19 protein-coding genes are annotated in these 23,374 nt (G+C 63.6%); 11 read left to right on the top strand and 8 right to left on the bottom strand.

The features are described 5' to 3' along the window. Positions 1 to 140 precede the first annotated feature (140 nt). The 3 genes from acs to yghU all read left to right on the top strand — a co-directional run bounded on the left by acs (position 141) and on the right by yghU (position 3,560). A complete protein-coding gene (acs, locus tag AC1DQK_RS16705; protein WP_477872553.1) occupies positions 141 to 2,078 on the top strand; it encodes an acetate--CoA ligase in 1,938 nt (645 codons plus the stop codon). Beyond that, positions 2,078 to 2,620: a cytochrome b gene (locus AC1DQK_RS16700; protein ID WP_477872551.1), complete on the top strand. Its 543-nt coding sequence runs from the start codon at positions 2,078 to 2,080 to the stop codon at positions 2,618 to 2,620. The genes acs and AC1DQK_RS16700 overlap by 1 nt, the downstream gene beginning before the upstream one ends. Before the next feature lie 64 nt (positions 2,621 to 2,684). Beyond that, a complete protein-coding gene (gene yghU / locus AC1DQK_RS16695) occupies positions 2,685 to 3,560 on the top strand; it encodes a glutathione-dependent disulfide-bond oxidoreductase (RefSeq protein ID WP_477872549.1) in 876 nt (291 codons plus the stop codon). Positions 3,561 to 3,679: 119 nt separating this feature from the next. On the opposite strand, the gene AC1DQK_RS16690 is transcribed toward yghU, so the two are convergent. After that, positions 3,680 to 4,276 carry a TetR/AcrR family transcriptional regulator gene (locus tag AC1DQK_RS16690; RefSeq protein ID WP_477872547.1) on the bottom strand — a complete coding sequence of 199 codons (597 nt, stop codon included), beginning with the start codon at positions 4,274 to 4,276 and terminating at the stop codon, positions 3,680 to 3,682. 80 nt (positions 4,277 to 4,356) lie between these two features. Here AC1DQK_RS16690 and AC1DQK_RS16685 point away from each other — a divergent pair, with 80 nt between their 5' ends. From AC1DQK_RS16685 to AC1DQK_RS16670, 4 genes are read left to right on the top strand one after another with little or no spacing between them, the layout of a single operon-like run. Continuing rightward, a complete protein-coding gene (locus AC1DQK_RS16685) occupies positions 4,357 to 5,607 on the top strand; it encodes an FAD-dependent oxidoreductase (RefSeq protein WP_477872545.1) in 1,251 nt (416 codons plus the stop codon). Further along, positions 5,607 to 6,014, top strand: coding sequence for a hypothetical protein (locus AC1DQK_RS16680; RefSeq protein ID WP_477872543.1), 408 nt, complete (start codon positions 5,607 to 5,609; stop codon positions 6,012 to 6,014). Before AC1DQK_RS16685 ends, AC1DQK_RS16680 begins: the two co-directional genes overlap by 1 nt. A gap of 45 nt (positions 6,015 to 6,059) precedes the next feature. Continuing rightward, entirely contained in the window at positions 6,060 to 6,992 is a 933-nt protein-coding gene (locus tag AC1DQK_RS16675) for an IS1595 family transposase (protein WP_477872541.1), read from the top strand. Beyond that, positions 6,985 to 8,019, top strand: a complete 1,035-nt coding sequence (locus AC1DQK_RS16670; protein ID WP_477872539.1) for a BstA C-terminal domain-containing protein — start codon at positions 6,985 to 6,987, stop codon at positions 8,017 to 8,019. Before AC1DQK_RS16675 ends, AC1DQK_RS16670 begins: the two co-directional genes overlap by 8 nt. On the opposite strand, the gene AC1DQK_RS16665 is transcribed toward AC1DQK_RS16670, so the two are convergent. The 3 genes from AC1DQK_RS16665 to AC1DQK_RS16655 form a co-directional block, all read right to left on the bottom strand. Further along, positions 8,016 to 8,480 carry an ImmA/IrrE family metallo-endopeptidase gene (locus AC1DQK_RS16665; RefSeq protein WP_477872537.1) on the bottom strand — a complete coding sequence of 155 codons (465 nt, stop codon included), beginning with the start codon at positions 8,478 to 8,480 and terminating at the stop codon, positions 8,016 to 8,018. The two genes, AC1DQK_RS16670 and AC1DQK_RS16665, sit on opposite strands and share 4 nt — an antisense overlap. Beyond that, positions 8,481 to 8,912: a hypothetical protein gene (locus AC1DQK_RS16660; protein ID WP_477872535.1), complete on the bottom strand. Its 432-nt coding sequence runs from the start codon at positions 8,910 to 8,912 to the stop codon at positions 8,481 to 8,483. A gap of 235 nt (positions 8,913 to 9,147) precedes the next feature. Further along, positions 9,148 to 10,164, bottom strand: coding sequence for an LLM class flavin-dependent oxidoreductase (locus AC1DQK_RS16655; protein WP_477872533.1), 1,017 nt, complete (start codon positions 10,162 to 10,164; stop codon positions 9,148 to 9,150). A gap of 762 nt (positions 10,165 to 10,926) precedes the next feature. On the opposite strand from AC1DQK_RS16655, the gene rplJ reads away from it, so the two are divergent. Further along, the gene (gene rplJ / locus AC1DQK_RS16650) at positions 10,927 to 11,442 is read left to right on the top strand and encodes a 50S ribosomal protein L10 (protein ID WP_477872531.1); all 516 of its coding nucleotides are present in this window, start codon (positions 10,927 to 10,929) and stop codon (positions 11,440 to 11,442) included. A gap of 76 nt (positions 11,443 to 11,518) precedes the next feature. Beyond that, the gene (rplL, locus tag AC1DQK_RS16645; RefSeq protein WP_477872529.1) at positions 11,519 to 11,896 is read left to right on the top strand and encodes a 50S ribosomal protein L7/L12; all 378 of its coding nucleotides are present in this window, start codon (positions 11,519 to 11,521) and stop codon (positions 11,894 to 11,896) included. 90 nt (positions 11,897 to 11,986) lie between these two features. On the opposite strand, the gene AC1DQK_RS16640 is transcribed toward rplL, so the two are convergent. After that, positions 11,987 to 12,943, bottom strand: a complete 957-nt coding sequence (locus tag AC1DQK_RS16640; RefSeq protein WP_477872527.1) for a L,D-transpeptidase — start codon at positions 12,941 to 12,943, stop codon at positions 11,987 to 11,989. Between the two features lie 401 nt (positions 12,944 to 13,344). Here AC1DQK_RS16640 and rpoB point away from each other — a divergent pair, with 401 nt between their 5' ends. Together rpoB and rpoC are read left to right on the top strand one after the other, a co-directional pair. Next, positions 13,345 to 17,493: a DNA-directed RNA polymerase subunit beta gene (gene rpoB, locus AC1DQK_RS16635; protein ID WP_477872525.1), complete on the top strand. Its 4,149-nt coding sequence runs from the start codon at positions 13,345 to 13,347 to the stop codon at positions 17,491 to 17,493. Between the two features lie 171 nt (positions 17,494 to 17,664). Beyond that, positions 17,665 to 21,936, top strand: coding sequence for a DNA-directed RNA polymerase subunit beta' (gene rpoC, locus AC1DQK_RS16630; RefSeq protein WP_477872523.1), 4,272 nt, complete (start codon positions 17,665 to 17,667; stop codon positions 21,934 to 21,936). A 142-nt stretch (positions 21,937 to 22,078) separates the two neighbouring features. On the opposite strand, the gene AC1DQK_RS16625 is transcribed toward rpoC, so the two are convergent. The 3 genes from AC1DQK_RS16625 to AC1DQK_RS16615 form a co-directional block, all read right to left on the bottom strand. Continuing rightward, positions 22,079 to 22,366 (bottom strand): GIY-YIG nuclease family protein, encoded by a 288-nt coding sequence (locus tag AC1DQK_RS16625; RefSeq protein WP_477872521.1) that lies wholly within the window; start codon positions 22,364 to 22,366, stop codon positions 22,079 to 22,081. Between the two features lie 223 nt (positions 22,367 to 22,589). Continuing rightward, positions 22,590 to 22,856, bottom strand: a complete 267-nt coding sequence (gene infA / locus AC1DQK_RS16620) for a translation initiation factor IF-1 (RefSeq protein WP_340316322.1) — start codon at positions 22,854 to 22,856, stop codon at positions 22,590 to 22,592. 8 nt (positions 22,857 to 22,864) lie between these two features. Next, positions 22,865 to 23,071, bottom strand: coding sequence for a cold-shock protein (locus AC1DQK_RS16615; RefSeq protein WP_477872519.1), 207 nt, complete (start codon positions 23,069 to 23,071; stop codon positions 22,865 to 22,867). Between the last annotated feature and the right edge of the window lie 303 nt (positions 23,072 to 23,374).

Genomic DNA, 23,374 nt, shown 5'->3' with positions numbered 1-23,374 from the left:
CGTCCGGGACGACGTTGGGGAGGGGCGGGATGAGGTGGCAGGAGATCGTGGCGCGGCGCATTTATAGCAACGACCGCTTGATGCGGTGGCGCGGCTGAACCAATAGTCGGGGACGACTTTACCAGAATGAGAGGGTCCTGATGTCCGACCTGTATCCCGTGCCCAGCGAATGGGCCGCCAAGGCCAGAGTGACCGATGCGGACTATAAGGCGCTCTATGCGCGATCGGTCGGTGACGCGGACGCCTTCTGGCTCGAACAGGCGCGGCGGCTCGACTGGATCAAGGCGCCGACCCGGGCGAGCGAGAGCTCGTTCAACGAGGCGGACTTCGGTATCCGCTGGTTTGCGGACGGCGAGCTGAACGTCGCCGCCAACTGCCTCGACCGACACCTCGCCGAGCGCGGCGAGCAGACCGCGATCATCTGGGAGCCCGATGTCCCGAGCGAGGCGCCGCGGCGCTTCACCTACGCCCAGGTGCATGAGGAGGTGTGCCGCTTCGCCAATGTGCTGAAGGCGCAGGGCGTGCGGAAGGGCGATCGCGTCACCGTCTACCTGCCGATGATCCCCGAGGCGGCGTTCGCGCTGCTGGCCTGCGCGCGGATCGGGGCGATCCACTCGGTGGTGTTCGGCGGCTTCTCGCCCGACGCGCTGGCCGGGCGCATCCAGGATTGCGACAGCTCGGTGGTGATCACCGCCGATTGCGGGCGGCGCGCGGGCAAGCTGGTACCGCTCAAGGCCAATGTCGACGCCGCCGCGAAGCTGAGCCCGAGCCTGAAGACGGTGCTGGTGATCAAGGCGACCGGCAGCGACGTGACGATGCAGGCGGGCCGCGACCTCTGGTATCACGAGGCGGCAGCGGGCGTCTCCGCCGACTGCCCGCCCGAGCCGATGAACGCCGAGGATCCGCTGTTCATCCTCTACACCTCGGGATCGACCGGCAAGCCGAAGGGCGTGCTCCATACGACCGGCGGCTATCTGCTGTGGGCGAGCCTGACGCACGAGCTCTGCTTCGATTACCGGCCGGGCCAGGTCTATTGGTGCGCCGCCGATATCGGCTGGGTCACCGGGCACAGCTATATCGTCTACGGCCCGCTCGCCAATGGCGGGACGACGCTGATGTACGAGGGGGTACCGAACTGGCCCGACGCCAGCCGGATCTGGCAGGTGGTCGACCGCCACCAGGTCGAGATCGTCTTCACCGCGCCGACCGCGCTGCGCGCGCTGATGAAGGATGGCGATGATTATGTGAAGGCGACCTCGCGGAAGAGCCTCAAATTGCTCGGCACGGTCGGCGAGCCGATCAACCCCGAGGCGTGGCGCTGGTATCATGAGGTGGTCGGCGAGGGCCGCTGCCCGATCGTCGACACCTGGTGGCAGACCGAGACCGGCGCGGCGATGATCGCCCCCCTGCCCGGCGCGACCGACCTGAAGCCGGGTTCGGCGACGCGGCCGCTGTTCGGCGTCGTGCCCGAGCTGGTCGATGCCGAGGGCCAGGTGCTGGAAGGCGCGACCGAGGGCAATCTGTGCATCACGCGGAGCTGGCCCGGGCAGATGCGCACCGTGTGGGGCGACCATGACCGCTTCTTCCAGACCTATTTCTCGACCTATCCCGGCAAATATTTCACCGGCGACGGCTGCCGCCGCGACGCGGACGGCTATTACTGGATCACCGGGCGGGTCGACGACGTGATCAACGTCTCGGGCCACCGCATGGGCACCGCCGAGGTGGAGAGCGCGCTGGTGCTCCACCCCAAGGTCGCCGAGGCCGCGGTGGTGGGCTTCCCGCACGACATCAAGGGCCAGGGCATCTACGCCTATGTGACGCTGAACGCCGGCGAGGAAGCGAGCGAGGCGCTGCGCAAGGCGCTGCGCGACTGGGTCCGCACCGAGATCGGCCCGATCGCGACGCCCGACGCGATCCAGTTCGCGCCGGGCCTGCCCAAGACGCGGAGCGGCAAGATCATGCGCCGCATCCTGCGCAAGATCGCCGAGGGCGACGTCTCCTCGCTCGGCGACACCTCGACGCTGGCCGATCCGGCGGTGGTCGACGACCTGGTCGCGAACCGGGTGAAAAGCTGATGGCCGAGGCCGTCCTGCACTATGACCGGGTCGCCCGCTTGCTGCACTGGACGGTCGGCGCGCTGATCATCGTCAACCTGATCCTCGGCATCGTCCATGACTGGGTGCCGAAGGGCTGGCCGGTGATGGACCTCCACAAGTCGATCGGCCTGCTGGTGCTGGCGCTGAGCCTGTTCCGGCTGTCGTGGCGGATCACCCACCCCGCCCCGCCGCTGCCCGCGCATATGGGCAGGCTCGAGGCGTTCGCGGCGCATGGCCTGCACTGGATCTTCTACGCGCTGATGATCATCCTGCCGACGACCGGCTGGATCTTCAGCTCGGCGGGGCCGTGGCCGCTCCACTTCTTCTGGCTGTTCGACGTGCCGAAGTTCGCGGTGGAAAAGGGCGCGCCGCTGGCGATCGGCACGCACAATGCGCATGTCGTCTTCGGCTATGCCTGGGTGGTGCTGCTGATCGGCCATGTCGGCGCCGCGCTGCGCCACCAGTTCGTGCTGAAGGACGATATCCTGAAGCGGATGTGGCGCGAGGCCCCGGAGGGGTAGGCGGGGCAGAGCGCGGCGTGGGCGGGCGACGGCTGTAGCCCGGCTTTCGAGTGGGAGTTTGCAAGTGACCGACGACGGCAACTATGTTCCGCCCCGCATTTGGGTGGAAGACCCGGGCAGCGGCACCACGTCCGCCAACGCCAGCCGGCTCAATCGGCCCGTTGCAGGCGCGACGAGCGAGCGGGCGCTGCCGGTCGGGCGCCACCCGCTGCAGCTCTATTCGCTCGGCTCCCCGAACGGCCAGAAGGTCACCATCCTGCTCGAAGAGCTGCTCGCGCTCGGGATGACCGGCGCCGAATATGACGCCTGGTTCATCGACATCCGCGAAGGCGACCAGTTCACCAGCGGCTTTGTCGGGATCAACCCCAATTCGAAGATCCCGGCGATGGTCGACCGCAGCGGCGGCGCCCCGGTCCGCATCTTCGAATCCGGTGCGATCCTCGTCCATCTCGCCGAGAAATTCGGCGCCTTCCTGCCCCCGGCCGGCGAAGCACGCGCCGAATGCCTGTCCTGGCTGTTCTGGCAGGTCGGCAGCACGCCCTTCCTCGGCGGCGGCTTCGGCCATTTCTACGCCTATGCGCCCATCAAGATCCGCTATGCGATCGACCGCTACGCGATGGAGGTGAAACGCCAGCTGGACGTGCTCGACCGCCGGCTGGCGGAAAGCGAATATCTCGCCGGCCCGGAGTACACGATCGCCGACATGGCGGTGTGGCCCTGGTATGGCGGCCTCGCCAGGGGCGAGATCTACGAGGCGGCGGAGTTCCTCGGCGTGCAGGACTATGCGAACGTCCAGCGCTGGACCGCAGCGATCGGCGCGCGACCCGCCGTCCAGCGCGGCCGCATCGTCAACCGCGCCAGAGGCGACGAGCCATCGGAGATGCTACGCGAACGGCATGATGCTGGCGACTTCGCGGGGCTGACGGGGGCGGCGGGCTGAAGGGCAATTGCCGATCGGACTATCGACGCGGACGGTTACCAACGCGGCAGTTTTGCCGTTGGCGGACGTTTCGACTCTCCCGTAAGCGAACGCCCCCGAAGACTGCCGAGTTCATATTTCTACCCAGTCCCATCAGGCGCCAAGCCTTCGCCCGATGCATAACGCTGAATCGTCGCGCCAATCGTGCGGACGATGAAGTCGGGCGACATCACGACCACCGGCGGCACCATCAACACGTAGCGCGTCAGTGCAAGGCCGAGCAGCTGGCTCGCGACCAGCCCGGCGCGCATCGATGCGGTTTCGGGCGGCCCTGCACGGGCAACCGCAGGAAAGACCTGCGTCAGGAAAATCTTTCGTAACTGCTCGGCTGCATCGTCATTCGACGCTGCCGAGCGCAGCAGCACGGGCATGCCGCCGCCAACACCGTCCCCTTCCCAGAGGTCGAGGAAATGGCGCACCAGAGTTTCCCCGATCGCCGCCGAGTCGGTGGCACCGAGGTCCGGCAGGCGCAGATTGGGGGCCGCGATCTGCGTGAACAGCGCGTCCTTGCTGCCGAAATAGCGGATGATCATCGACGGATCGATGCCCGCCCGGGCGCCGATGTCGCGCACCGTGGTGCGGTCGAAGCCATTGATAGCAAACAATTCCCGGGCGGCCTTCTCAATGGCTTCACGGGTGCGGAGTGCTTTTGGCGTGCTGCCTTTGGGTTTGGTCATACTGATTTTTGCCAACGAATGTTGACAAATGCAACCTTGGGTTTTAGTCAACACGTGTTGGCAAATAGGGAAATGCTGTCATGTTGCCGCTCCAAACAGACGTTCTCATCATTGGTGCTGGACCCACGGGGCTCGCGCTGGCCACTGCCCTGCGGCAGGCGGGGGTGGATCATCTGCTGATCGATGCGCTCGAAACGGCGCAAAACACCTCGCGCGCCGGCGTGGTGCATCCTCACACGCTGGAGATGCTTGAGACGATTGGCGTCACGGGTCTGCTATCGGCCGAGGGGACCACGGTTACCGACTTCACCGTGCGCGACCGCGACCAGCCGCTACTTGGTATTAGCTATGCGGCGCTGCCTTCAGCATTCCGGCACATGCTGCTCGTGCCGCAATCGACTACCGAAGTGGTGCTGCAAACACGGCTCGAAAGCCTCGGCGGCAACGTGCATCGCGGGATCGCGGCGTTGGGCGTGACCCCGGACGCGAACGGGGCTGATGTGCTAGTCAAGACGCTCGAAGGGGAACGCACTGTCCGCACCCGCTTCGTCGTCGGCGCGGACGGTATGCACAGTGTGATCCGTGAAGCTGCTGGAATCGGCTTCCAGGGCGAGGCCTATGGCGAATCCTTCGTGCTCGCCGATGTCTATATGGACTGGCCGATGGGCAACGGGGAAGTGTCGCTATTCTTCTCGCCGGCGGGGCTGGTGGTGGTCGCGCCGCTCCCCGACGGCTCCTACCGCGTCGTTGCCACAGTCGACGATGCGCCGGAGTTGCCGGGGATCGACCTGATCCAGCAGTTGCTCGACACGCGTGGCCCGGCGGCGAAGCCGGCGCATGTCGCTGATATGGTCTGGTCGTCGCGCTTTCGCGTCCATCATCGGCTCGCGGATACCTACCGGAGGGGCCCGATCCTGTTGATGGGCGATGCCGCACACGTCCACAGCCCCGCCGGCGGTCAGGGAATGAACGCCGGTCTGGTCGACGCAATCGTGCTTGGCGAAGCGCTGACCCGCGTGGTGCGGGACGGTGCGCCGGACAGCGTGCTCGACGATTATGCCGCGACGCGGCGCCCGGCGGCGCAACTGGTGCTAGGGCTCGCCTCACGTCTGACGCGGATGGCCACGGTGCGATCGGCGCTGGGCCGGCGCGTGCGCAATGTCGTGCTGCGGATTCTCAACCGAGTACCCCCGTTCAAGCGCAAGCTCAGCCTTGCGCTGTCGGGAATCTCGCGCCGCAAATATAGCGTGCTGTCTGACCGTAAGCCCTTGAAAATGCCCGTTTGCACCGGCACCGCGGTCGATACCCCTCAGCCTTCCGCGGCGCTGTGATGTCGGTCCGGACAATTCAGTGGTGGCTGGCGGCGGTGTTCGTCGTGCTCGGCGGCTGGTGCCTGGCATCGCCGAGCTCGGTCCTCGCGCTGACGATCACACCTGCTTATCGCTCCGACGCGCCGATCGTGCCGATTCTGATTTGTGCATTCGGCGCACAGGCCCTCATAGCCGGGATATTTGCAGCGTTCTCCCGGTTTGAGCGCCAGACCTTCCTCGCATATGGGATCGGCCTGCTGCCGTTCTTCGTGTTCGATTACTGGTTTTACAGCGTCGTGCCGATGCTAACCTGGGTGGGTCTGCTCGATGCGGTCGGCAACATTGTGATGATTACGGCGTGTGTGGCGGGATGGCGCGCCGCCGGAAAGGGGCATTCGGCAATCTTGAAAATTAGGGGAACTAGCTAGCCAAAAATAAGTTACTAGCCAAACTATTGCGGCTAGTTAGGTTTCATGACCCACAAGCCCGAGACCGTCAGCCTCTATCAGTTCTTCCAGCGCTTCCCTGGCGAGGAAGCTGCCCGGCAGTACTTCGAGCATAACCGCTGGGCTGGCGAGGTTTCTTGCCCCCATTGCGGCAGCCTCTCGGTTGCCGAGGTCAAAAACCACAAGCCGATGCCCTATCGCTGCCGGGTTTGCCGCCAGCATTTAAGCGTCCGCACCGGCACCGTTCTCGCGGAAAGCCGCCTGCCGCTGCACAAGTGGCTCATGGCGATCTACATGATGACCACGGCGCGCAAAGGCATCCCTTCGACCCAGATGGCCCGCGAACTCGGCATCACTCAGAAATCGGCTTGGTTTCTCGCCCAGCGCATCCGTGAAACGTGGCTGGGCCAATCTGACGACGGCATGGGCAGCAATGTCCAAGCGGACGAAACCTACATTGGCGGCAAAGAGAAGAACAAGCACGCCGACAAGAAGCTTCACGCCGGTCGCGGCGCGGTCGGCAAGATCGCCGTCATCGGTATCATGGACGAAGATGGCGACGTTCGCGCCATCCCGATCGCCAACATCACTTCAAAGACCGTGCAAGGCTTCGTCGTCGCCGATGTCCCCACTGGTGCGGCAGTCGTTACCGATGAATTCGCCGGCTATCGTGGCTTGAACGCCAAGGGCTACGTCCACCACACCGTGAACCACAGCGCTGGCGAATATGTCCGCCACTTCTGCATCCATACGAACGGCATTGAGAGCTTCTGGGCGCTGCTCAAGCGCGGCTACTATGGTATTTACCACTACATGTCGCCCAAGCACCTGCACCGCTACGTCAACGAATTCTCGTTCGGCCAGAACACTAGGGAGGCTGGGACTATGGGCTTTATCGAAATGACGACTGGCCGGATGATCGGCAAGCACCTTACCTACAAGGGTTTGATCCATGCCTGACGATAAGAAGATGATCGAACCAATCGATGCCGACTTCGACGCGGTAGCGAAAGCCATGGTAACTCCGGCGGTGTCATTATCTAGTAAAACCAATACTTTACCGTCAGTTTCAGGCCAAAGTCCGGCACGGCCTCGCCAGCTACCTCTCGACCTCGGAATTGAGGTCGAACGAGTAGTGGGCGGCATTGAAATGGGTGTGCTCGAGAATGGCATCCCCTACCTCACTCAGACCGGTCTGGCCGAAATGGCTGGGGCTGCGCGATCGACAATCTTCGAGATCACTCAGGAATGGCAACAAGCCCAATCCACCAATGTCTGGCCGCGTGGGCGGATGCAGTTTTTCCGGCAGGCTCTCACGAAGGCAGGTTTCGACGAGCCCAGTCTTTTCATCGAGATCAGTAAGGATGGCTCGCCCCACTACGCCTACCCAGACGTGGTTTGCATGGTGACGGTGGAATATTTCGCGTTCGAGGCTCAGCGGAAAAACGAGACGGCTGTCACCAACTTCCGAAACCTTGCTCGCTACGGCCTTCAAGAGTTCATTTACAACGCGCTGGGGTATGTTCCCGAAGACCCTTGGAAGCTGTTCAACGCCCGCGTCTCACTGCTCAAGGACAGCGTGCCGCTGGGATATTTCAGCGTATTCAAAGAGAGCAGCGGCCTCGTGGTGGATCTGATCAGTGCCGGGTTACCGGTAAACCAGCACACCATACCGGACGGTAGTGTCGGTGGGACATGGGGACGCTATTGGACTGCAAACAATCTCGCAACGCGATATGGCGAGCGGATCGAATATCCCCATTACTACCCGCCTGAGTACCCGCAGAGCGCCAGCAACCCTCAAAGAGCGTGGGCTTACCCCGATCAGGCTTTGGCAGAATTTCGGCACTGGCTGCGCGTCGTCTACCTGCCCACGAAATACCCCGTGTACATCCTCAAAAAGGCAAGCCTTCTGCCCGGAGGTATGAGCGATGCGCAGCAGCTTGCGGCGATGTACGAACCGATAGCAATCGAGAGTCGGCGCTAACGCCCCAGCCGGATGCGCATCGCCTCCTGCGATACCTTGAATTGCTGAGCAAGGGCGGTCGTCGTCTGGCCCGCAACATCCGTTAACCTATGGCGAGGCATTAGGACATTGGCAGCGAAGCTATTCGCCTGCCGCTCATGAAGTGGCCGGATGTTCGGGTTAGGCCGCGTCGTTCCTTCGGCGCGATATGCCCGATTATCACCTACTCCGTCACCCAATAGGTCGCGATGGTAGATATAGTGGCCAAGCTCATGCGCCGCCGTAAAACGTTGCCGGGTCTCTGGATGGAACGCGTTCACGACAATTCGATATCCCCCATCCGTTTGGCGCTCGATGAAGCCAGACACATTGTCGTCCAGAACTTCACGATCAAACTTCAAGCCGACATCGCGGATAATGGTTTCAATCGGCACTGGAGAGCTGTTCCAGTGCTGTTCGATCACCTTCATGGGATCTGGCATTTAAGCCTCCTTTCCGATTTCATCTGCGGCGGTGGCATCGTCGCCTCCACCCATTGTCGTGTCTTGTATGAATTCAACGTGCCTCTGGATGATCCCAGGGGCGTTTTTCGCCATCCAGTCTTTGATATAGTCCTCTGCGCATTGTTTCGCCATATCCCGCGCTTCCCGCTCGGCTGTTGCAGTCACAACCTTGCCCCATGCGAAAGCCGCTATAATCGCGACGCCAGCAAGGATGAGCGACCCCCAAGCGAATGCATTCGACAGGGATGCAAAGGACGCTGCCATCGCATCCCAGTTCGGATTGGCCTGCTCCGGTGGAACCGAAATCATCGGCTGACAGGATCGGGTGGCGGCCTCGACCATCTGCGCGCAAACGTTCGCCGGGATCGACGATGCTTGCGCTACCGATGTTATGACCGCCCCCGTCGCCATGCGTGCCTCATGGCACAGTCCGACGCGGATGGGAACAGAGGATGAACCTACGTAGCTTCCCGGCTAGCTAAGTATATAGGTCCCGAAATTAGTGCCGTTGCGCGACCTGTTTCACGAATTTCGGCATTCGACCAGACCCGGTCGGTCACGACAGGCGCCAACCATGTCCGGCCCTTACAGAAGCTGCCGATTGGACGCGTAGAAGTGGACGATTGGCAATGCCAAGGAACCGAACCTAACGCCACTCCATGGCGGGAGCCACGTGAGTCAGGATCGACTCGATCACATGGCAATTATAGTCGACGCCCAGTTGGTTCGGCACGGTGAGCAGCAGCGTGTCGGCCTCGGCAATTGCTTCGTCCTCCTTCAGTTGCGCAATGAGCTTGTCCGGCTCGGCCGCATAGGACCGACCGAAGATCGCCTGCATATTATCGATGATGCCGATCTGATCGCTCGACTCATCACGGCCGAAATACGCGCGATCCCGATCGTCCGTTATCGCAAATATGGAGCGTGAGACCGAGACGCGCGGTGCCCAGTCGTGCCCGGCGGCTTTCCACGCCTCACGGTAATGGCGGATTTGCCTGGCTTGCTGAATGTGAAACGGCTCGCCGGTCTCATTGGCTTTCAGCGTGGAACTTTGCAGGTTCATGCCTCTTTCGGCCGCCCATTGCGCAGTCGCGTTCGATGCCGATCCCCACCAGATCCGCCTGTGCAAGCCGCTCGAATGCGGCTCAAGGCGCAGCATGCCTGGTGGATTGGGGAACATGGGGTTGGGGTTTGGCGCGGCGAAACCCTGCCCGCTGAGCAATTTCAGGAACACTTCGGCATGGTGACGGCCCATATCCGCGTGGGTCTGGCCCTGCGCCGGCGCATAGCCGAAGTGGCGCCATCCATCGATCACCTGTTCCCCGGAGCCGCGGCTGATTCCCAGTTGAAGGCGTCCATTGCTGATCAGGTCGGCAGCACCCGCATCTTCGATCATGTAAAGCGGATTCTCGTAACGCATGTCGATGACGCCAGTGCCGATCTCGATTCGGCTCGTCTTTGCGCCGATGGCTGCCAATAGCGGGAACGGCGAAGCGAGCTGCTGCGCGAAATGGTGTACGCGGAAATAGGCACCGTCGGCGCCAAGCTCTTCAGCCGCGACCGCCAGATCGATCGACTGGTGCAGCGTGTCACTTGCCGTGCGCGTTTGAGAATGGGAGGTGTTCGACCAGTGGCCGAAAGACAGGAAGCCGATTTTCTTCATTGGGTCCAGATAGTGCCCACCCGCACCACGTCAATTGCGATGCTGTGGACAGCCACCATGATGTGGTTAGACGGCTTATGGCCTGACTTTCAATCAACCAATCGCGGGGTGACCAAGCAATCTAATGGGTGACGCCGCTAGGCGTCTGGTATTGGCGAAGAACCTGCCCCTGAGCATGTCGCTAGGTACGATCCATAAGTCCCGATGCCGGCGGTTCCGGTCGACGCTGACAGTTGGATGAACGAATGGCGGTTTTCGGGCCGAGTCCAAGCAACCTGCATGACCGAAATTGAGGCGCAAACCGGCCGATGCTCCTCCATCAAACGCCGCCTTCCAGCTGGGTCACCCGATTACGAAGACGCCGTCTCGACACTCGCACGGGACTGTCGCGCGCGTGCCTCGCTCCAGACGACAGTCTCACCCTTCAACTGGGCGCACCCGCGATCATAGCGCGGCGCGCGAGACTCGACATCTCCCGCCCAATCCCCTACAGGCCGCGCCCACATGTCCCGACTCTGCTCAGGCAGCGCCGGGATTGTACCGTCCGAGACAGCAGGTGCGGGGAGTTTGCCCCGCTTAATGCCCTGCCAAGACGGGGAAAAGTTCACCGGCCCTGCCCCTCGGGGTTTAGGCCGGGTCTGCCGAAGCCTCCTTGGCCCGGCCAGGCGACCGACCCCTCGGACGGGTCGCGGGACGGCGTATCTGTCCTGTGATCCAAAGCCCCTGCGGATGTGCTGCAGGGGTGGTTCTAAGGAGTAAGGCATGGATCGAGCTCAAAAAGCCGAGCTGGTCGCCGAGCTGCAGAGCACCTTCAAGGGCACGAGCGTGGTGATCGTCACCCGCAATCTCGGCCTGACCGTCGCGCAGTCCACTGCGCTCCGTCTGAAGATGCGCGAAGCTGGTGCCAGCTACAAGGTATCGAAGAACAAGCTCGCCCGCATTGCCGTCGAGGGCACGCCCTACACAGCGATCAACGATCTGCTGGTGGGGCCGACCGCGCTCAGCACCTCCGTCGATCCCGTCGCCCCCGCAAAGGTGATCGTGGATTTCGCGAAGACCAACGACAAGTTGGAAATCGTCGGCGGCGCGATGGGCGATACGGTTCTCGACGTGGCCGGCGTGAAGGCGCTGGCCGAGCTGCCGTCGCTCGACGAACTGCGCGCCAAGATCGTGGGCCTCGTACAGGCGCCCGCGACCAAGATCGTCCAGATCGTCCAGGCACCCGCAGGCCAGCTGGCCCGCGTGTTCGGCGCTTATGCGGCGAAAGAAGACGCCTGATTTTCGGCGCTTTCAATTCGATATCCGATTTCGACTGACACAAATTGGGCCCGAGCGGCCCTGATGGAGACTTAAAATGGCAGACCTTAACAAGCTCGTTGACGATCTTTCGGCTCTCACCGTTCTCGAAGCAGCCGAGCTCTCGAAGCTCCTCGAAGAGAAGTGGGGCGTTTCGGCCGCTGCTGCGGTTGCGGTTGCGGCACCGGCCGGCGGTGGCGCTGCTGCTGCCGCGGTCGAAGAGAAGACCGAATTCGACGTCATCCTGACCGGCGACGGCGGCAAGAAGATCAACGTGATCAAGGAAGTCCGCGCGATCACCGGCCTGGGCCTGACCGAAGCCAAGACTCTCGTCGAGTCGGCTCCGAAGGCGATCAAGGAAGGCGTCAGCAAGGACGAGGCCGAGAAGGTCAAGAAGCAGCTCGAGGAAGCCGGCGCGACCGTCGAACTCAAGTAAGCTTCTTTCCGCCCGATCGGGCGGGACGAACTTCGACGAAGGGCGGCTCCGCGAGGGGCCGCCCTTTTTCTTTTGGCGATAAAGCCCCCCTCACTTCCCGGCGGTCATCACCGTCATCTTCTTGCCCGATCCGCCCTGCCGCAGCGTATCGAGGGTGACCACCACCGTGGTGCCCACCGTGACGACGCCGGCCATCGCCTTCTGGATATCGGCGGGCACGGTCAGACGGGCGCGCTCGTCGGGGGTGACCTCGACCGGGCCGGGCAGCGTCTCGCCCGGCATCGGCAGCTTCATCCAGCGATAGCGATCGCCCTCGATCGCGCCGAGCGTATAGGCGGTGGTGCCGGTCACGGCGCCGGCGATCCGCACCGGCGCCGAGCCGATCGGGGTGCCGTTGCGCAGCACCAGCATGCGGCTGTCGGCCGCGCTGATGATGATCGACACCGGCCCGCTCGGCGAGCGCTCGGGCTGCCACAGCATGCCGCCGAACAGTTCATCGGCCGCGTGCGCGGGATCGGCGCTCAGCACGCTCGGCGTCGGCGCGAAGCGCGGCACCTCGGCGCCGGCGGTGATGATCACGGTCAGGCCCAGCCGGGTGACGCCGTAGAGCAGCCTGGCGAAGGCCAGCGGCAGGCGCACGCAGCCATGCGAGGCGGGATAGCCGGGCAGGTTGCCGGCATGCATCGCGATCCCGTCCCAGGTGAGCCGCTGCATATAGGGCATCGGCGCGCTGTTATAGAGGTTCGACCTATGGTCGACATTCTTCTGGAGCAGCGTGAACACGCCGGTGGGCGTCTCATGCCCCTTCTTGCCGGTCGACACGGTGGAGATGCCGATCGGCACGCCGTTGCGATAGGCATAGGCACGCTGCTGGGCGATGCTGACGACGATCACGACCGGGCCGGCGGGCGCGAGATCCGGCGCCCAGAGGAAATCGCCGGGCTTCATCGCCGCGACCGTCGCGCCGACCGTCGCATCCTGGAGCGAGGGCGCGGCGAGCGCGGGGGTGGCGGCAAGCAATAGGCCGGCGAGGAGGTTGCGAACCATCGTACCTGTCGTTCCTTCCTGTCATCAACTCAGTATGTGCTGCTGGCATATCGCAGTCGAGCGTCGGCGATGACGATGATTTTGCGCATGACGATCGAGGGGCGGATCGCCCCTTCCCAAAACCTACAGGCGGGCCTATATAGCCGCTTCCAAATACATCGGCAGATGCTCGGCGCGTGCGCGCGGGCGCCGCCCTTGGCCCTCCGGGACACGGCCCGCCTTGCGAACGGACCGCGACGAATTGGAGAAGGTTTTCAGGGGTTTTCCAAACGCTGGCAGTGCGGTTCCCAACAGCCCGGGACCCGCACTTTTTGTCGTGAGACGCATAAGCGACTCGGGCACGAATCGGGCTGAATTCCGCTGCGATGCGGACGAAATTTTGACGCGAGGGAAATTACGCAATGGCCACCCAGGCAGTTCCGGCGACCGCCAAGAAGCGCATCCGCAAGGTCTTCGGCAACATCCACGAAGTCGTGCAGATGCCGAACCTCATCGAGGTTCAGCGTGAATCCTACGAGCAGTTCCTGCGCTCACGCCCGGCCGACAACTATGTGTCGGGCCTGGAGAAGACGCTGCGCTCGGTGTTTCCGATCCGCGACTTCGCCGGCACTGCCGAGCTCGATTTCGTCCAGTATGAGCTGGAGGACCCCAAGTACGACACCGAGGAGTGCCGCCAGCGCGGGATGACCTATGCGGCGCCGATGCGCGTCACGCTGCGCCTCATCGTGTTCGAAGTCGATCCCGATACGGACACCCGTTCGGTCCTCGATATCAAGGAGCAGGACGTCTACATGGGCGACATGCCGCTCATGACCCAGAACGGCACCTTCCTGATCAACGGCACCGAGCGCGTCATCGTCTCGCAGATGCACCGCTCGCCGGGCGTCCTGTTCGACCATGATCGCGGCAAGACCCACGCGTCGGGCAAATATCTGTTCGCCGCGCGCGTCATTCCGTATCGCGGTTCGTGGCTCGACTTCGAGTTCGACGCAAAGGACATCGTCAACGTCCGCATCGACCGCAAGCGCAAGCTGCCGGTGACGTCGCTGCTCTATGCCCTCGGCCTCAACGGCGAGGACATTCTCAACTATTTCTACAAGACGCAGACCTATATCCGCGGCGATGGCGGCTGGAAGGTTCCGTTCGTCCCCGAGAACTGGCGTGGCCAGAAGCCGGCGTTCGACGTCGTCAACGGCGAGACCGGCGAGGTCGTCTTCCCCGCCGGCACCAAGATCTCGCCCCGCGCCGCCAACAAGGCCGGCAAGGACGGGCTCCAGACGCTGCTCATCCCGACCGACCAGATCTTCGGTCGCTACTCGGCCTATGACCTGATCGACGAGAGCACCGGCCGCATCTATATCGAAGCCGGCGACGAGGTCTCGCCCGAGAATCTCGAAGCGCTCGACAAGGCGGGCATCGACCATATCGAGCTGCTCGACATCGATCATATCTCGACCGGTCCCTGGATCCGCAACACGCTGAAGGCCGACAAGGTCGAGGAGCGCGACCATGCGCTCAGCGAGATCTACCGCGTCATGCGCCCCGGCGAGCCGCCGACCAAGGAAACCGCCGAAGCGCTGTTCGCCGGCCTGTTCTTCGATCCCGAGCGCTACGACCTGTCGGCCGTGGGCCGCGTCAAGCTGAACATGCGCCTCGAGCTCGACGCCGAGGACACGATCACGACGCTGCGGTCGGAGGACATCCTCGCGGTCGTCAAGACGCTCGTCGACCTGAAGGACGGCAAGGGCGAGATCGACGACATCGACAATCTCGGCAACCGCCGCGTCCGTTCGGTGGGCGAGCTGCTCGAGAACCAGTATCGCGTCGGCCTGCTGCGCATGGAGCGCGCCGTCAAGGAGCGCATGTCGTCGGTCGACGTGTCGACCGCAATGCCGAACGACCTGATCAACGCCAAGCCCGCGGTCGCCGCGGTGCGCGAGTTCTTCGGCTCGTCGCAGCTGTCGCAGTTCATGGATCAGACCAACCCGCTCTCCGAAGTGACGCACAAGCGTCGCGTCTCGGCGCTCGGGCCGGGCGGCCTCACCCGCGAGCGCGCGGGCTTCGAGGTCCGCGACGTCCATCCGACCCATTATGGCCGCATCTGCCCGATCGAGACGCCGGAAGGCCCGAACATCGGCCTGATCAACTCGCTGGCAAGCTTCAGCCGGGTGAACAAGTACGGCTTCATCGAGACGCCGTACCGCAAGGTCGTCGACCATAAGGTGACCAACGACGTCGTCTATCTGTCGGCGATGGAAGAGGCCAAGCACACGATCGCGCAGGCGAATGCCGAGCTCGATGGCGAAGGCCATTTCGTCGAGGAACTGATTTCGTCGCGCGAAGCGGGCGAGTTCCTGATCGCGCCGCGCGATCACATCACCCTGATGGACGTCAGCCCCAAGCAGCTCGTCTCGGTCGCGGCATCGCTGATCCCGTTCCTGGAAAACGATGACGCCAACCGCGCGCTGATGGGCTCGAACATGCAGCGCCAGGCCGTGCCGCTGGTTCGCGCCGAGGCGCCGTTCGTCGGCACCGGCATGGAAGAGACTGTCGCCCGCGATTCGGGCGCCGCGATCGCGGCGCGCCGCTCGGGCGTGATCGACCAGGTCGACGCCACCCGCATCGTCGTCCGCGCGTCGGGCGATGTCGATGCCGGCAAGTCGGGCGTGGACATCTACACGCTGATGAAGTTCCAGCGTTCCAACCAGTCGACCTGCATCAACCAGCGCCCGCTGGTGAAGGTGGGCGACGTGGTCAACGCCGGCGACATCATCGCCGACGGCCCGTCGACCGAGTTCGGCGAGCTGGCACTGGGCCGCAACGTGCTCGTCGCGTTCATGCCCTGGAACGGCTACAACTATGAGGATTCGATCCTCATCTCCGAGCGGATCGTGAAGGACGACGTCTTCACCTCGATCCACATCGACGAGTTCGAGGTGATGGCCCGCGACACCAAGCTCGGGCCGGAAGACATCACCCGCGACATCCCGAACGTCGGCGAGGAAGCGCTGCGCAACCTCGACGAGGCAGGCATCGTCTATATCGGCGCCGAAGTGGAGCCGGGCGACATCCTGTGCGGCAAGATCACGCCGAAGGGCGAAAGCCCGATGACGCCGGAGGAAAAGCTCCTCCGCGCCATCTTCGGCGAGAAGGCGTCGGACGTTCGCGACACCTCGCTGCGCCTTCCGCCGGGCGTCTCCGGCACGGTCGTCGACGTGCGTGTGTTCAACCGCCACGGCATCGACAAGGACGAGCGCGCGATGGCGATCGAGCGCGAGGAAATCGACCGCCTGACCAAGGACCGCGAGGACGAACGCGCGATCCTGAACCGCGCCAACTATGCCCGCCTCCGCGAGATGCTGCTCGGCCAGGTCGCGACCGCGGCCCCCAAGGGCATCAAGAAGGGCTCGGAAATCGACGACGCCCTGCTCGAAGAGGTCGAGAAGCGCGACTGGTGGAAGTTCGTGGTCGCGGACGACGCGCGCCAGGCGGATCTCGAGGCGGTCAAGGCCCAATATCACGAAGCCGTCGGCCTGATCGTCAAGAAGTTCGAGGATCGCGTCGAGAAGCTGCAGCGCGGCGACGAGCTGCCCCCGGGCGTGCTCAAGATGGTCAAGGTGTTCGTCGCGGTGAAGCGCAAGCTGCAGCCGGGCGACAAGATGGCCGGCCGCCATGGCAACAAGGGTGTGATCAGCCGCATCCTGCCGCAGGAGGACATGCCGTTCCTTGCCGACGGCACCCCCGTCGACATCGTTCTCAACCCGCTCGGCGTGCCGAGCCGGATGAACGTCGGCCAGATCTTCGAGACCCATCTTGGCTGGGCCGCCCGCGGCCTGGGCAAGCAGGTGACCCAGGCGTTGGAGGAGTGGCGCGAAGCCAATCCGGACGTGACCGGCGGTCAGGCACCGGCGGTGGTCGTCGATCGCCTGAAGGTGATCTATGGCGAGCAATATCATGCGGAGATCGAGGCGCGGTCGTTCGACCAGATCGTCGAGATGGCGGGCGTGCTGAAGAACGGCGTGCCAATGGCGACGCCGGTGTTCGACGGTGCGCGCGAAGCCGATGTCGCGGAGATGCTGCGCAGGGCCGGGCTCGACGAGAGCGGCCAGGTGGAGCTGTTCGACGGCCGCACCGGCGACCAGTTCGACCGCAAGGTGACCGTGGGCTATATCTACATGCTCAAGCTCCACCATCTGGTCGACGACAAGATCCACGCACGCTCGATCGGGCCGTACAGCCTCGTCACCCAGCAGCCGCTGGGCGGAAAGGCGCAGTTCGGCGGCCAGCGCTTCGGCGAAATGGAGGTCTGGGCGCTCCAGGCCTACGGCGCCGCCTACACGCTGCAGGAGATGCTGACGGTGAAGTCGGACGACGTGGTCGGCCGCACCAAGGTCTATGAGGCGATCGTCAAGGGCGACGATACCTTCGAGGCCGGCATCCCGGAGAGCTTCAACGTGCTCGTGAAGGAAATGCGGTCGCTCGGCCTCAACGTCGAACTGTCGTCGATCGCCGACACGTCCGACGAGGGCCAGGCCGAGGCCGCGGAGTAGAACGCCATCTCCCTCTCCCTTCAGGGGAGAGGGCCGGGGGTGATGGCACGCAGCCGCTAGCGGCAACGCTGAGATGACAGCGTGCCCTCACCCTCCCAGCCCGAATGGGCTGGGGCCCTCCCTCTCCCTGAAGGGAGAGGGGCAAGAGATTTCAAGGAAGGGTTCGAACCCATGAACGAACTGACCAATTTCGCCAATCCGGTCGCCAAGGCCGAGACTTTCGACCAGATCCAGATCGGCATCGCCAGCCCGGAGCGGATCCGCAGCTGGTCCTTCGGCGAGATCAAGAAGCCCGAGACGATCAACTATCGCACGTTCAAGCCCGAGCGTGACGGCCTGTTCTGCGCGCGCATCTTCGGTCCTATCAAGGATTATGAGTGCCTGTGCGGCAAGTACAAGCGCATGAAGTACAAGGGCATCGTCTGCGAGAAGTGCGGCGTCGAGGTTACCGTCTCGAAGGTCCGCCGCGAGCGGATGGGCCATATCGAGCTCGCCGCCCCGGTCGCGCACATCTGGTTCCTGAAGTCGCTGCCGAGCCGCATCGGCCTGCTGCTCGACATGCAGCTCAAGCAGCTCGAGCGCGTGCTCTACTTCGAAGCCTATATCGTCATCGAACCCGGCCTGACCGCGCTGGAGAAGTTCCAGCTCCTGACCGAGGACGAACTGCTCGCCGCGCAGGATGAATATGGCGAGGACGCCTTCTCCGCCGGCATCGGCGCGGAAGCCGTGCGCCGCATGCTCGAGGAACTCGATCTCGAGGGCGAGAAGGAAGAGCTGCTCAAGGAGCTCTCCGAAACCAAGTCCGAACTCAAGCCCAAGAAGATCATCAAGCGGCTGAAGGTCGTCGAGAGCTTCCTGGAATCGGGCAACCGCCCGGAGTGGATGATCCTCGAAGTGGTCCCGGTCATTCCACCGGATCTGCGTCCGCTGGTCCCGCTCGACGGCGGCCGCTTCGCGACCTCGGACCTCAACGATCTCTATCGCCGCGTGATCAACCGCAACAATCGCCTCAAGCGCCTCATGGAGCTGCGCGCGCCGGACATCATCGTCCGCAACGAAAAGCGCATGCTGCAGGAGTCGGTCGACGCGCTGTTCGACAATGGCCGCCGCGGCCGGACGATCACCGGCGCCAACAAGCGTCCGCTGAAGTCGCTGTCCGACATGCTCAAGGGCAAGCAGGGCCGCTTCCGCCAGAATCTGCTCGGCAAGCGCGTCGACTATTCGGGCCGTTCGGTGATCGTGACCGGTCCAGAGCTGAAGCTGCATCAGTGCGGCCTGCCGAAGAAGATGGCGCTCGAGCTGTTCAAGCCGTTCATCTACGCCCGTCTTGACGCCAAGGGTCTGTCGATGACCCTGAAGCAGGCCAAGAAGTGGGTCGAGAAGGAACGCAAGGAAGTCTGGGACATCCTCGACGAAGTGATCCGCGAGCATCCGGTGCTGCTGAACCGCGCGCCGACGCTCCACCGTCTCGGCATCCAGGCATTCGAGCCGGTGCTGATCGAGGGCAAGGCGATCCAGCTTCACCCGCTGGTCTGCTCGGCCTTCAACGCCGACTTCGATGGCGACCAGATGGCCGTGCACGTTCCGCTGAGCCTCGAGGCCCAGCTGGAAGCGCGCGTCCTGATGATGTCGACCAACAACATCCTGTCGCCAGCCAATGGCAAGCCGATCATCGTGCCGTCGCAGGACATGGTGCTGGGCCTCTATTATCTGTCGATGATGAAGGAAAAGGAGCCGGGCGAAGGCTCGATGGTCTCCGACATGGCGGAAGTGCACCAGGCGCTCGCCGCCAAGGCGGTCACGCTGCATACCAAGATCATCACCCGCGTCCCGCAGACCGACGAGGACGGCAACCAGTATATGAAGCGCGTCGAGACGACGCCGGGCCGCATGCTGCTCGGCGAGACGCTGCCGAAGAGCCACAAGGTGCCGTTCGAGACCGTCAACCGCCTGCTGACCAAGAAGGAGATCGGCGACGTCATCGACATCGTCTATCGCCACACCGGCCAGAAGGAGACGGTGCTGTTCGCCGACGCCATCATGGCGCTGGGCTTCCGCCACGCATTCCAGGCCGGCATCTCGTTCGGCAAGGACGATATGGTGATCCCAGACGCCAAGGAGCCGCTGGTCGAGGAGACCCGCGGGCTGGTGAAGGATTTCGAGCAGCAATATCAGGACGGCCTGATTACCCAGCAGGAAAAGTACAACAAGGTGATCGACGCCTGGTCGCGTTGCGGCGACCGTGTCGCAGACGCGATGATGAAGGGCATCTCGGCAATCAAGCATGACGAGAACGGCCGCGAGAAGCCGATCAACGCGATCTACATGATGGCGCACTCCGGTGCCCGTGGTAGCGCCGCGCAGATCAAGCAGCTCGCCGGCATGCGCGGCCTGATGGCCAAGCCGTCGGGCGAGATCATCGAGACGCCGATCATCTCGAACTTCAAGGAAGGCCTGACCGTCCTCGAATATTTCAACTCGACCCACGGCGCCCGCAAGGGCCTGGCCGACACCGCGCTCAAGACGGCGAACTCGGGCTACCTGACCCGCCGTCTGGTCGACGTGTCGCAGGATTGCGTCGTCGTCGAAGTGGATTGCGGCACCGACCGGGCGCTCGACATGAAGGCGATCGTCCAGGGCGGCGCCACCATCGCCTCGCTGGGCGAGCGCATCCTGGGCCGCACCACGGCCGAGGATATCGTCGACAGCAAGACCAACGAGGTGCTGATCGCCGAGGGCACGCTGCTCGACGAGCCGATGGTTGCCGCGATCGAGGCGATCGGGGTGCAGGGCGTCAAGATCCGCTCGCCGCTGGTGTGCGAATCCAAGGGCGGCGTCTGCGCGGCCTGCTACGGCCGTGACCTTGCCCGCGGTACGCCGGTGAACATCGGCGAAGCGGTCGGCGTCATCGCGGCGCAGTCGATCGGCGAGCCGGGAACCCAGCTGACGATGCGGACCTTCCACATCGGCGGCGCGGCGCAGATCAACGAGCAGTCGAACCTCGAATCGATCGCCGACGGCACCATCGAATATCGCGACCTGCGCACGATCACCGATCCGCGCGGCCGTCATGTCTCGCTGAGCCGTTCGGGCGAAGTTGCGATCATCGACGGCGAGGGTCGCGAACGCTCGACCCACCGCCTGCCTTATGGTGCGCATCTGCTGCTCGACGATGGCGCCAAGGTGTCGAAGGGCGATCGCATCGCCGAGTGGGACCCCTTCACCATGCCGGTGATCACCGAGACCGGCGGTACGGTGAAGTATCAGGACCTGCTCGACAACCAGACGCTCACCGAGCAGACCGACGAAGCGACCGGCATCAGCCAGAAGGTCGTGATCGAGTATCGCGCCACCAGCCGGAAGGAGGATCTCCGTCCGCGCCTGACCCTGCTCGACGACTCGTCGGGCGAGACTGCGCGCTACATGCTGGCGCCGGGCGCGATGCTCTCGGTCGAGGACGGACAGACGGTGAAGGCCGGCGAGGTTCTCGCCCGCGTCAGCCGCGAGTCGGCCAAGACCCGCGACATCACCGGCGGTCTGCCGCGCGTCGCCGAGCTGTTCGAGGCGCGCAAGCCCAAGGAGAACGCGATCATCGCGAAGGTCTCGGGCCGCGTCGAGTTCGGCAAGGACTACAAGGCCAAGCGCAAGATCATCATCCGTCCGGACGATGGCAGCGATGCGGTCGAGTATCTGGTGCCGAAGTCCAAGGTGATCGACGTGCAGGAAGGCGATTACGTCAAGCGCGGCGACAACCTGATCGGCGGCTCGCCCGATCCGCATGATATTCTCGAGGTGCTCGGCATCGAGCCGCTCGCCGAATATCTCGTGTCGGAAATCCAGGAGGTCTATCGTCTCCAGGGCGTGAAGATCAACGACAAGCACATCGAGACGATCGTTCGGCAGATGCTGCAGAAGGTCGAGATCACCAGTGGCGGCGACACGACGCTGCTCCCCGGCGAGCAGGTCGACCGCGAGGAAATGGACGAGATCAACGCCAAGGCGGAAGCCGAAAATCGCGAACTCGCCCAGGGCAAGCCGATCCTGCTCGGCATCACCAAGGCCTCGCTGCAGACCCGTTCGTTCATCTCGGCCGCCTCCTTCCAGGAGACGACCCGGGTGCTCACCGACGCGTCGGTGCAGGGCAAGGTCGACACGCTCAACGGCCTCAAGGAGAATGTCATCGTCGGCCGGCTGATCCCGGCGGGTACCGGCGCCGGCATGAGCCGTCTCCGGGTCACCGCCACCAGCCGCGATGCCGCGCTGCGCGCCGCACAGCGCAACTGGCAGGAATCGCTGATCGCGCCGCAGAGCGCGGCGGAGGAGCATGCCGCCGAGCTGCGCCAGCCGGTCGAAGCCGATATCGGCGACGATGTGCTCGGCGCGGTGGTGGGCGAGAGCCATGGCACCGATGCCGACGCCGGGGATTACCTGACCGAGGAGTGATCCTCGGCCAGCGCGGCCAGCGTTGAAAAAGAAAACCCCGCCGGTGCGAGCCGGCGGGGTTTTTTGTTGGGGAAGAAGTTCGGGATGAGCGGATGAGACCACCCTAGGTCATCCCGGCCTTGAGCCGGGATCCCGCTCCTTCTCAGAGCATTTGCTCGTACAGATCGTTCCATTCGGGATTGCCGCGCTCGATAAGCGCGAACTTCCAGTCACGTCGCCAGCGCTTCAGCCGCTTCTCATGGGCGATGCATTCGAGCATGTCGCCGCCCTGCTCCGCCCAGACAAGACGTGCGAGGCGATAGCGCGCGCAGAAGTCAGACCCCTCGCCCAATCGATGCTGATGCACACGCGCCGCGAGGTCGGACGTCACTCCAACATACATCGCGCCGCGATAACGATCCGCCATGATGTAGACCCAGCCGCGATTCATGACGGAAGGGTTCGAAGAAGCGGGATGCCGGGTCAAGCCCGGCATGACGACGTAAGAAGAGGCTGTTTGCTATCCGCCGCCGGTGTCAGCCGAGCATCTCGGCGACGATCTGGCGTAGCTCGCTACGGGTCAGCACGGCCGAACGCGGTGCTGAGGGTCGCCGGTCGGCGGAGGCGTGGGAAATAAGGGTACGATTCGCGTTCAGGCCCGGGACGGTCAGAGTTTAGCGCCGGAAGCCTCCGCGGCGCGGGCCGCCGGGCGCAGCGCCCGGGGTCCGTTCGCGGAAAATGATCCGGCCCTTGTCGAGATCATAAGGTGTCATCTCGACCTGGACACGATCGCCGACCACCGAGCGGATGCGGAAACGCCGCATCTTACCCGCCGTATAGGCGATGATCCGATGCTCATTCTCGAGAGTGACGCCGAAGCGCCCGTCGGGAAGTATTTCATCGATCGTGCCGTCGAGGACCATGAGATCCTCTTTGGCCATGGCTCGGCTCAGGCCGGCTGGAGGTTGCAGGCCGACTGCTTGCCGCGGCGATCGGTTTCCAGCTCGTACTTGACGCGCTGGTCCTTCTGCAGGGTCGACATGCCGGCACGCTCGACGGCGGTGATGTGGACGAAGCTGTCACCCGAGCCATCCTCTGCCTGAATGAAGCCATAGCCCTTGTCGGTATTAAAGAATTTGACGACGCCGGTCAGCATTTAGCGTCCTTTCACGAATCAATTTTCTCCCGACGACATGCCTGGGAGGCTAGGTGGCATGAAATGGAGAAATCGGCTTTCAAGAAGCCTCAAAATCCGTCGCAGGCGACGTCAGCCCCTTCCCTCTAGCATTTCGGCGTCAAAAGTCAATCGAACTTGCCGAACGGCCAGCCGAGCCACAGGATATTCATGCGCGCGTGCAGCAATTAAATCGGCTAAATGCCGCGTTATTTTGCGCCGGTGAACAGCAAACCGAGAAAGCTCGCGACAATTTGCACCGTATCGGCTATAATCTTTTTGCTA

It is taken from the genome of Rhizorhabdus sp. P4_G5, assembly GCF_056401065.1.
The sequence above is the reverse complement of the archived record's forward strand: the minus strand, read 5'-3'. Positions and strand labels throughout refer to the sequence as shown.

Coding starts and splice junctions, on each gene's coding strand:
- acs (WP_477872553.1), top strand. CDS start 141: ATGTCCGACCTGTATCCCGTGCCCAGCGAATGGGCCGCCAAGGCCAGA.
- AC1DQK_RS16700 (WP_477872551.1), top strand. CDS start 2,078: ATGGCCGAGGCCGTCCTGCACTATGACCGGGTCGCCCGCTTGCTGCAC.
- AC1DQK_RS16690 (WP_477872547.1), bottom strand. CDS start 4,276: ATGACCAAACCCAAAGGCAGCACGCCAAAAGCACTCCGCACCCGTGAA.
- AC1DQK_RS16685 (WP_477872545.1), top strand. CDS start 4,357: ATGTTGCCGCTCCAAACAGACGTTCTCATCATTGGTGCTGGACCCACG.
- AC1DQK_RS16680 (WP_477872543.1), top strand. CDS start 5,607: ATGTCGGTCCGGACAATTCAGTGGTGGCTGGCGGCGGTGTTCGTCGTG.
- AC1DQK_RS16675 (WP_477872541.1), top strand. CDS start 6,060: ATGACCCACAAGCCCGAGACCGTCAGCCTCTATCAGTTCTTCCAGCGC.
- AC1DQK_RS16670 (WP_477872539.1), top strand. CDS start 6,985: ATGCCTGACGATAAGAAGATGATCGAACCAATCGATGCCGACTTCGAC.
- AC1DQK_RS16665 (WP_477872537.1), bottom strand. CDS start 8,480: ATGCCAGATCCCATGAAGGTGATCGAACAGCACTGGAACAGCTCTCCA.
- AC1DQK_RS16660 (WP_477872535.1), bottom strand. CDS start 8,912: ATGGCGACGGGGGCGGTCATAACATCGGTAGCGCAAGCATCGTCGATC.
- AC1DQK_RS16655 (WP_477872533.1), bottom strand. CDS start 10,164: ATGAAGAAAATCGGCTTCCTGTCTTTCGGCCACTGGTCGAACACCTCC.
- rplJ (WP_477872531.1), top strand. CDS start 10,927: ATGGATCGAGCTCAAAAAGCCGAGCTGGTCGCCGAGCTGCAGAGCACC.
- rplL (WP_477872529.1), top strand. CDS start 11,519: ATGGCAGACCTTAACAAGCTCGTTGACGATCTTTCGGCTCTCACCGTT.
- AC1DQK_RS16640 (WP_477872527.1), bottom strand. CDS start 12,943: ATGGTTCGCAACCTCCTCGCCGGCCTATTGCTTGCCGCCACCCCCGCG.
- rpoB (WP_477872525.1), top strand. CDS start 13,345: ATGGCCACCCAGGCAGTTCCGGCGACCGCCAAGAAGCGCATCCGCAAG.
- rpoC (WP_477872523.1), top strand. CDS start 17,665: ATGAACGAACTGACCAATTTCGCCAATCCGGTCGCCAAGGCCGAGACT.
- AC1DQK_RS16625 (WP_477872521.1), bottom strand. CDS start 22,366: ATGAATCGCGGCTGGGTCTACATCATGGCGGATCGTTATCGCGGCGCG.
- infA (WP_340316322.1), bottom strand. CDS start 22,856: ATGGCCAAAGAGGATCTCATGGTCCTCGACGGCACGATCGATGAAATA.
- AC1DQK_RS16615 (WP_477872519.1), bottom strand. CDS start 23,071: ATGCTGACCGGCGTCGTCAAATTCTTTAATACCGACAAGGGCTATGGC.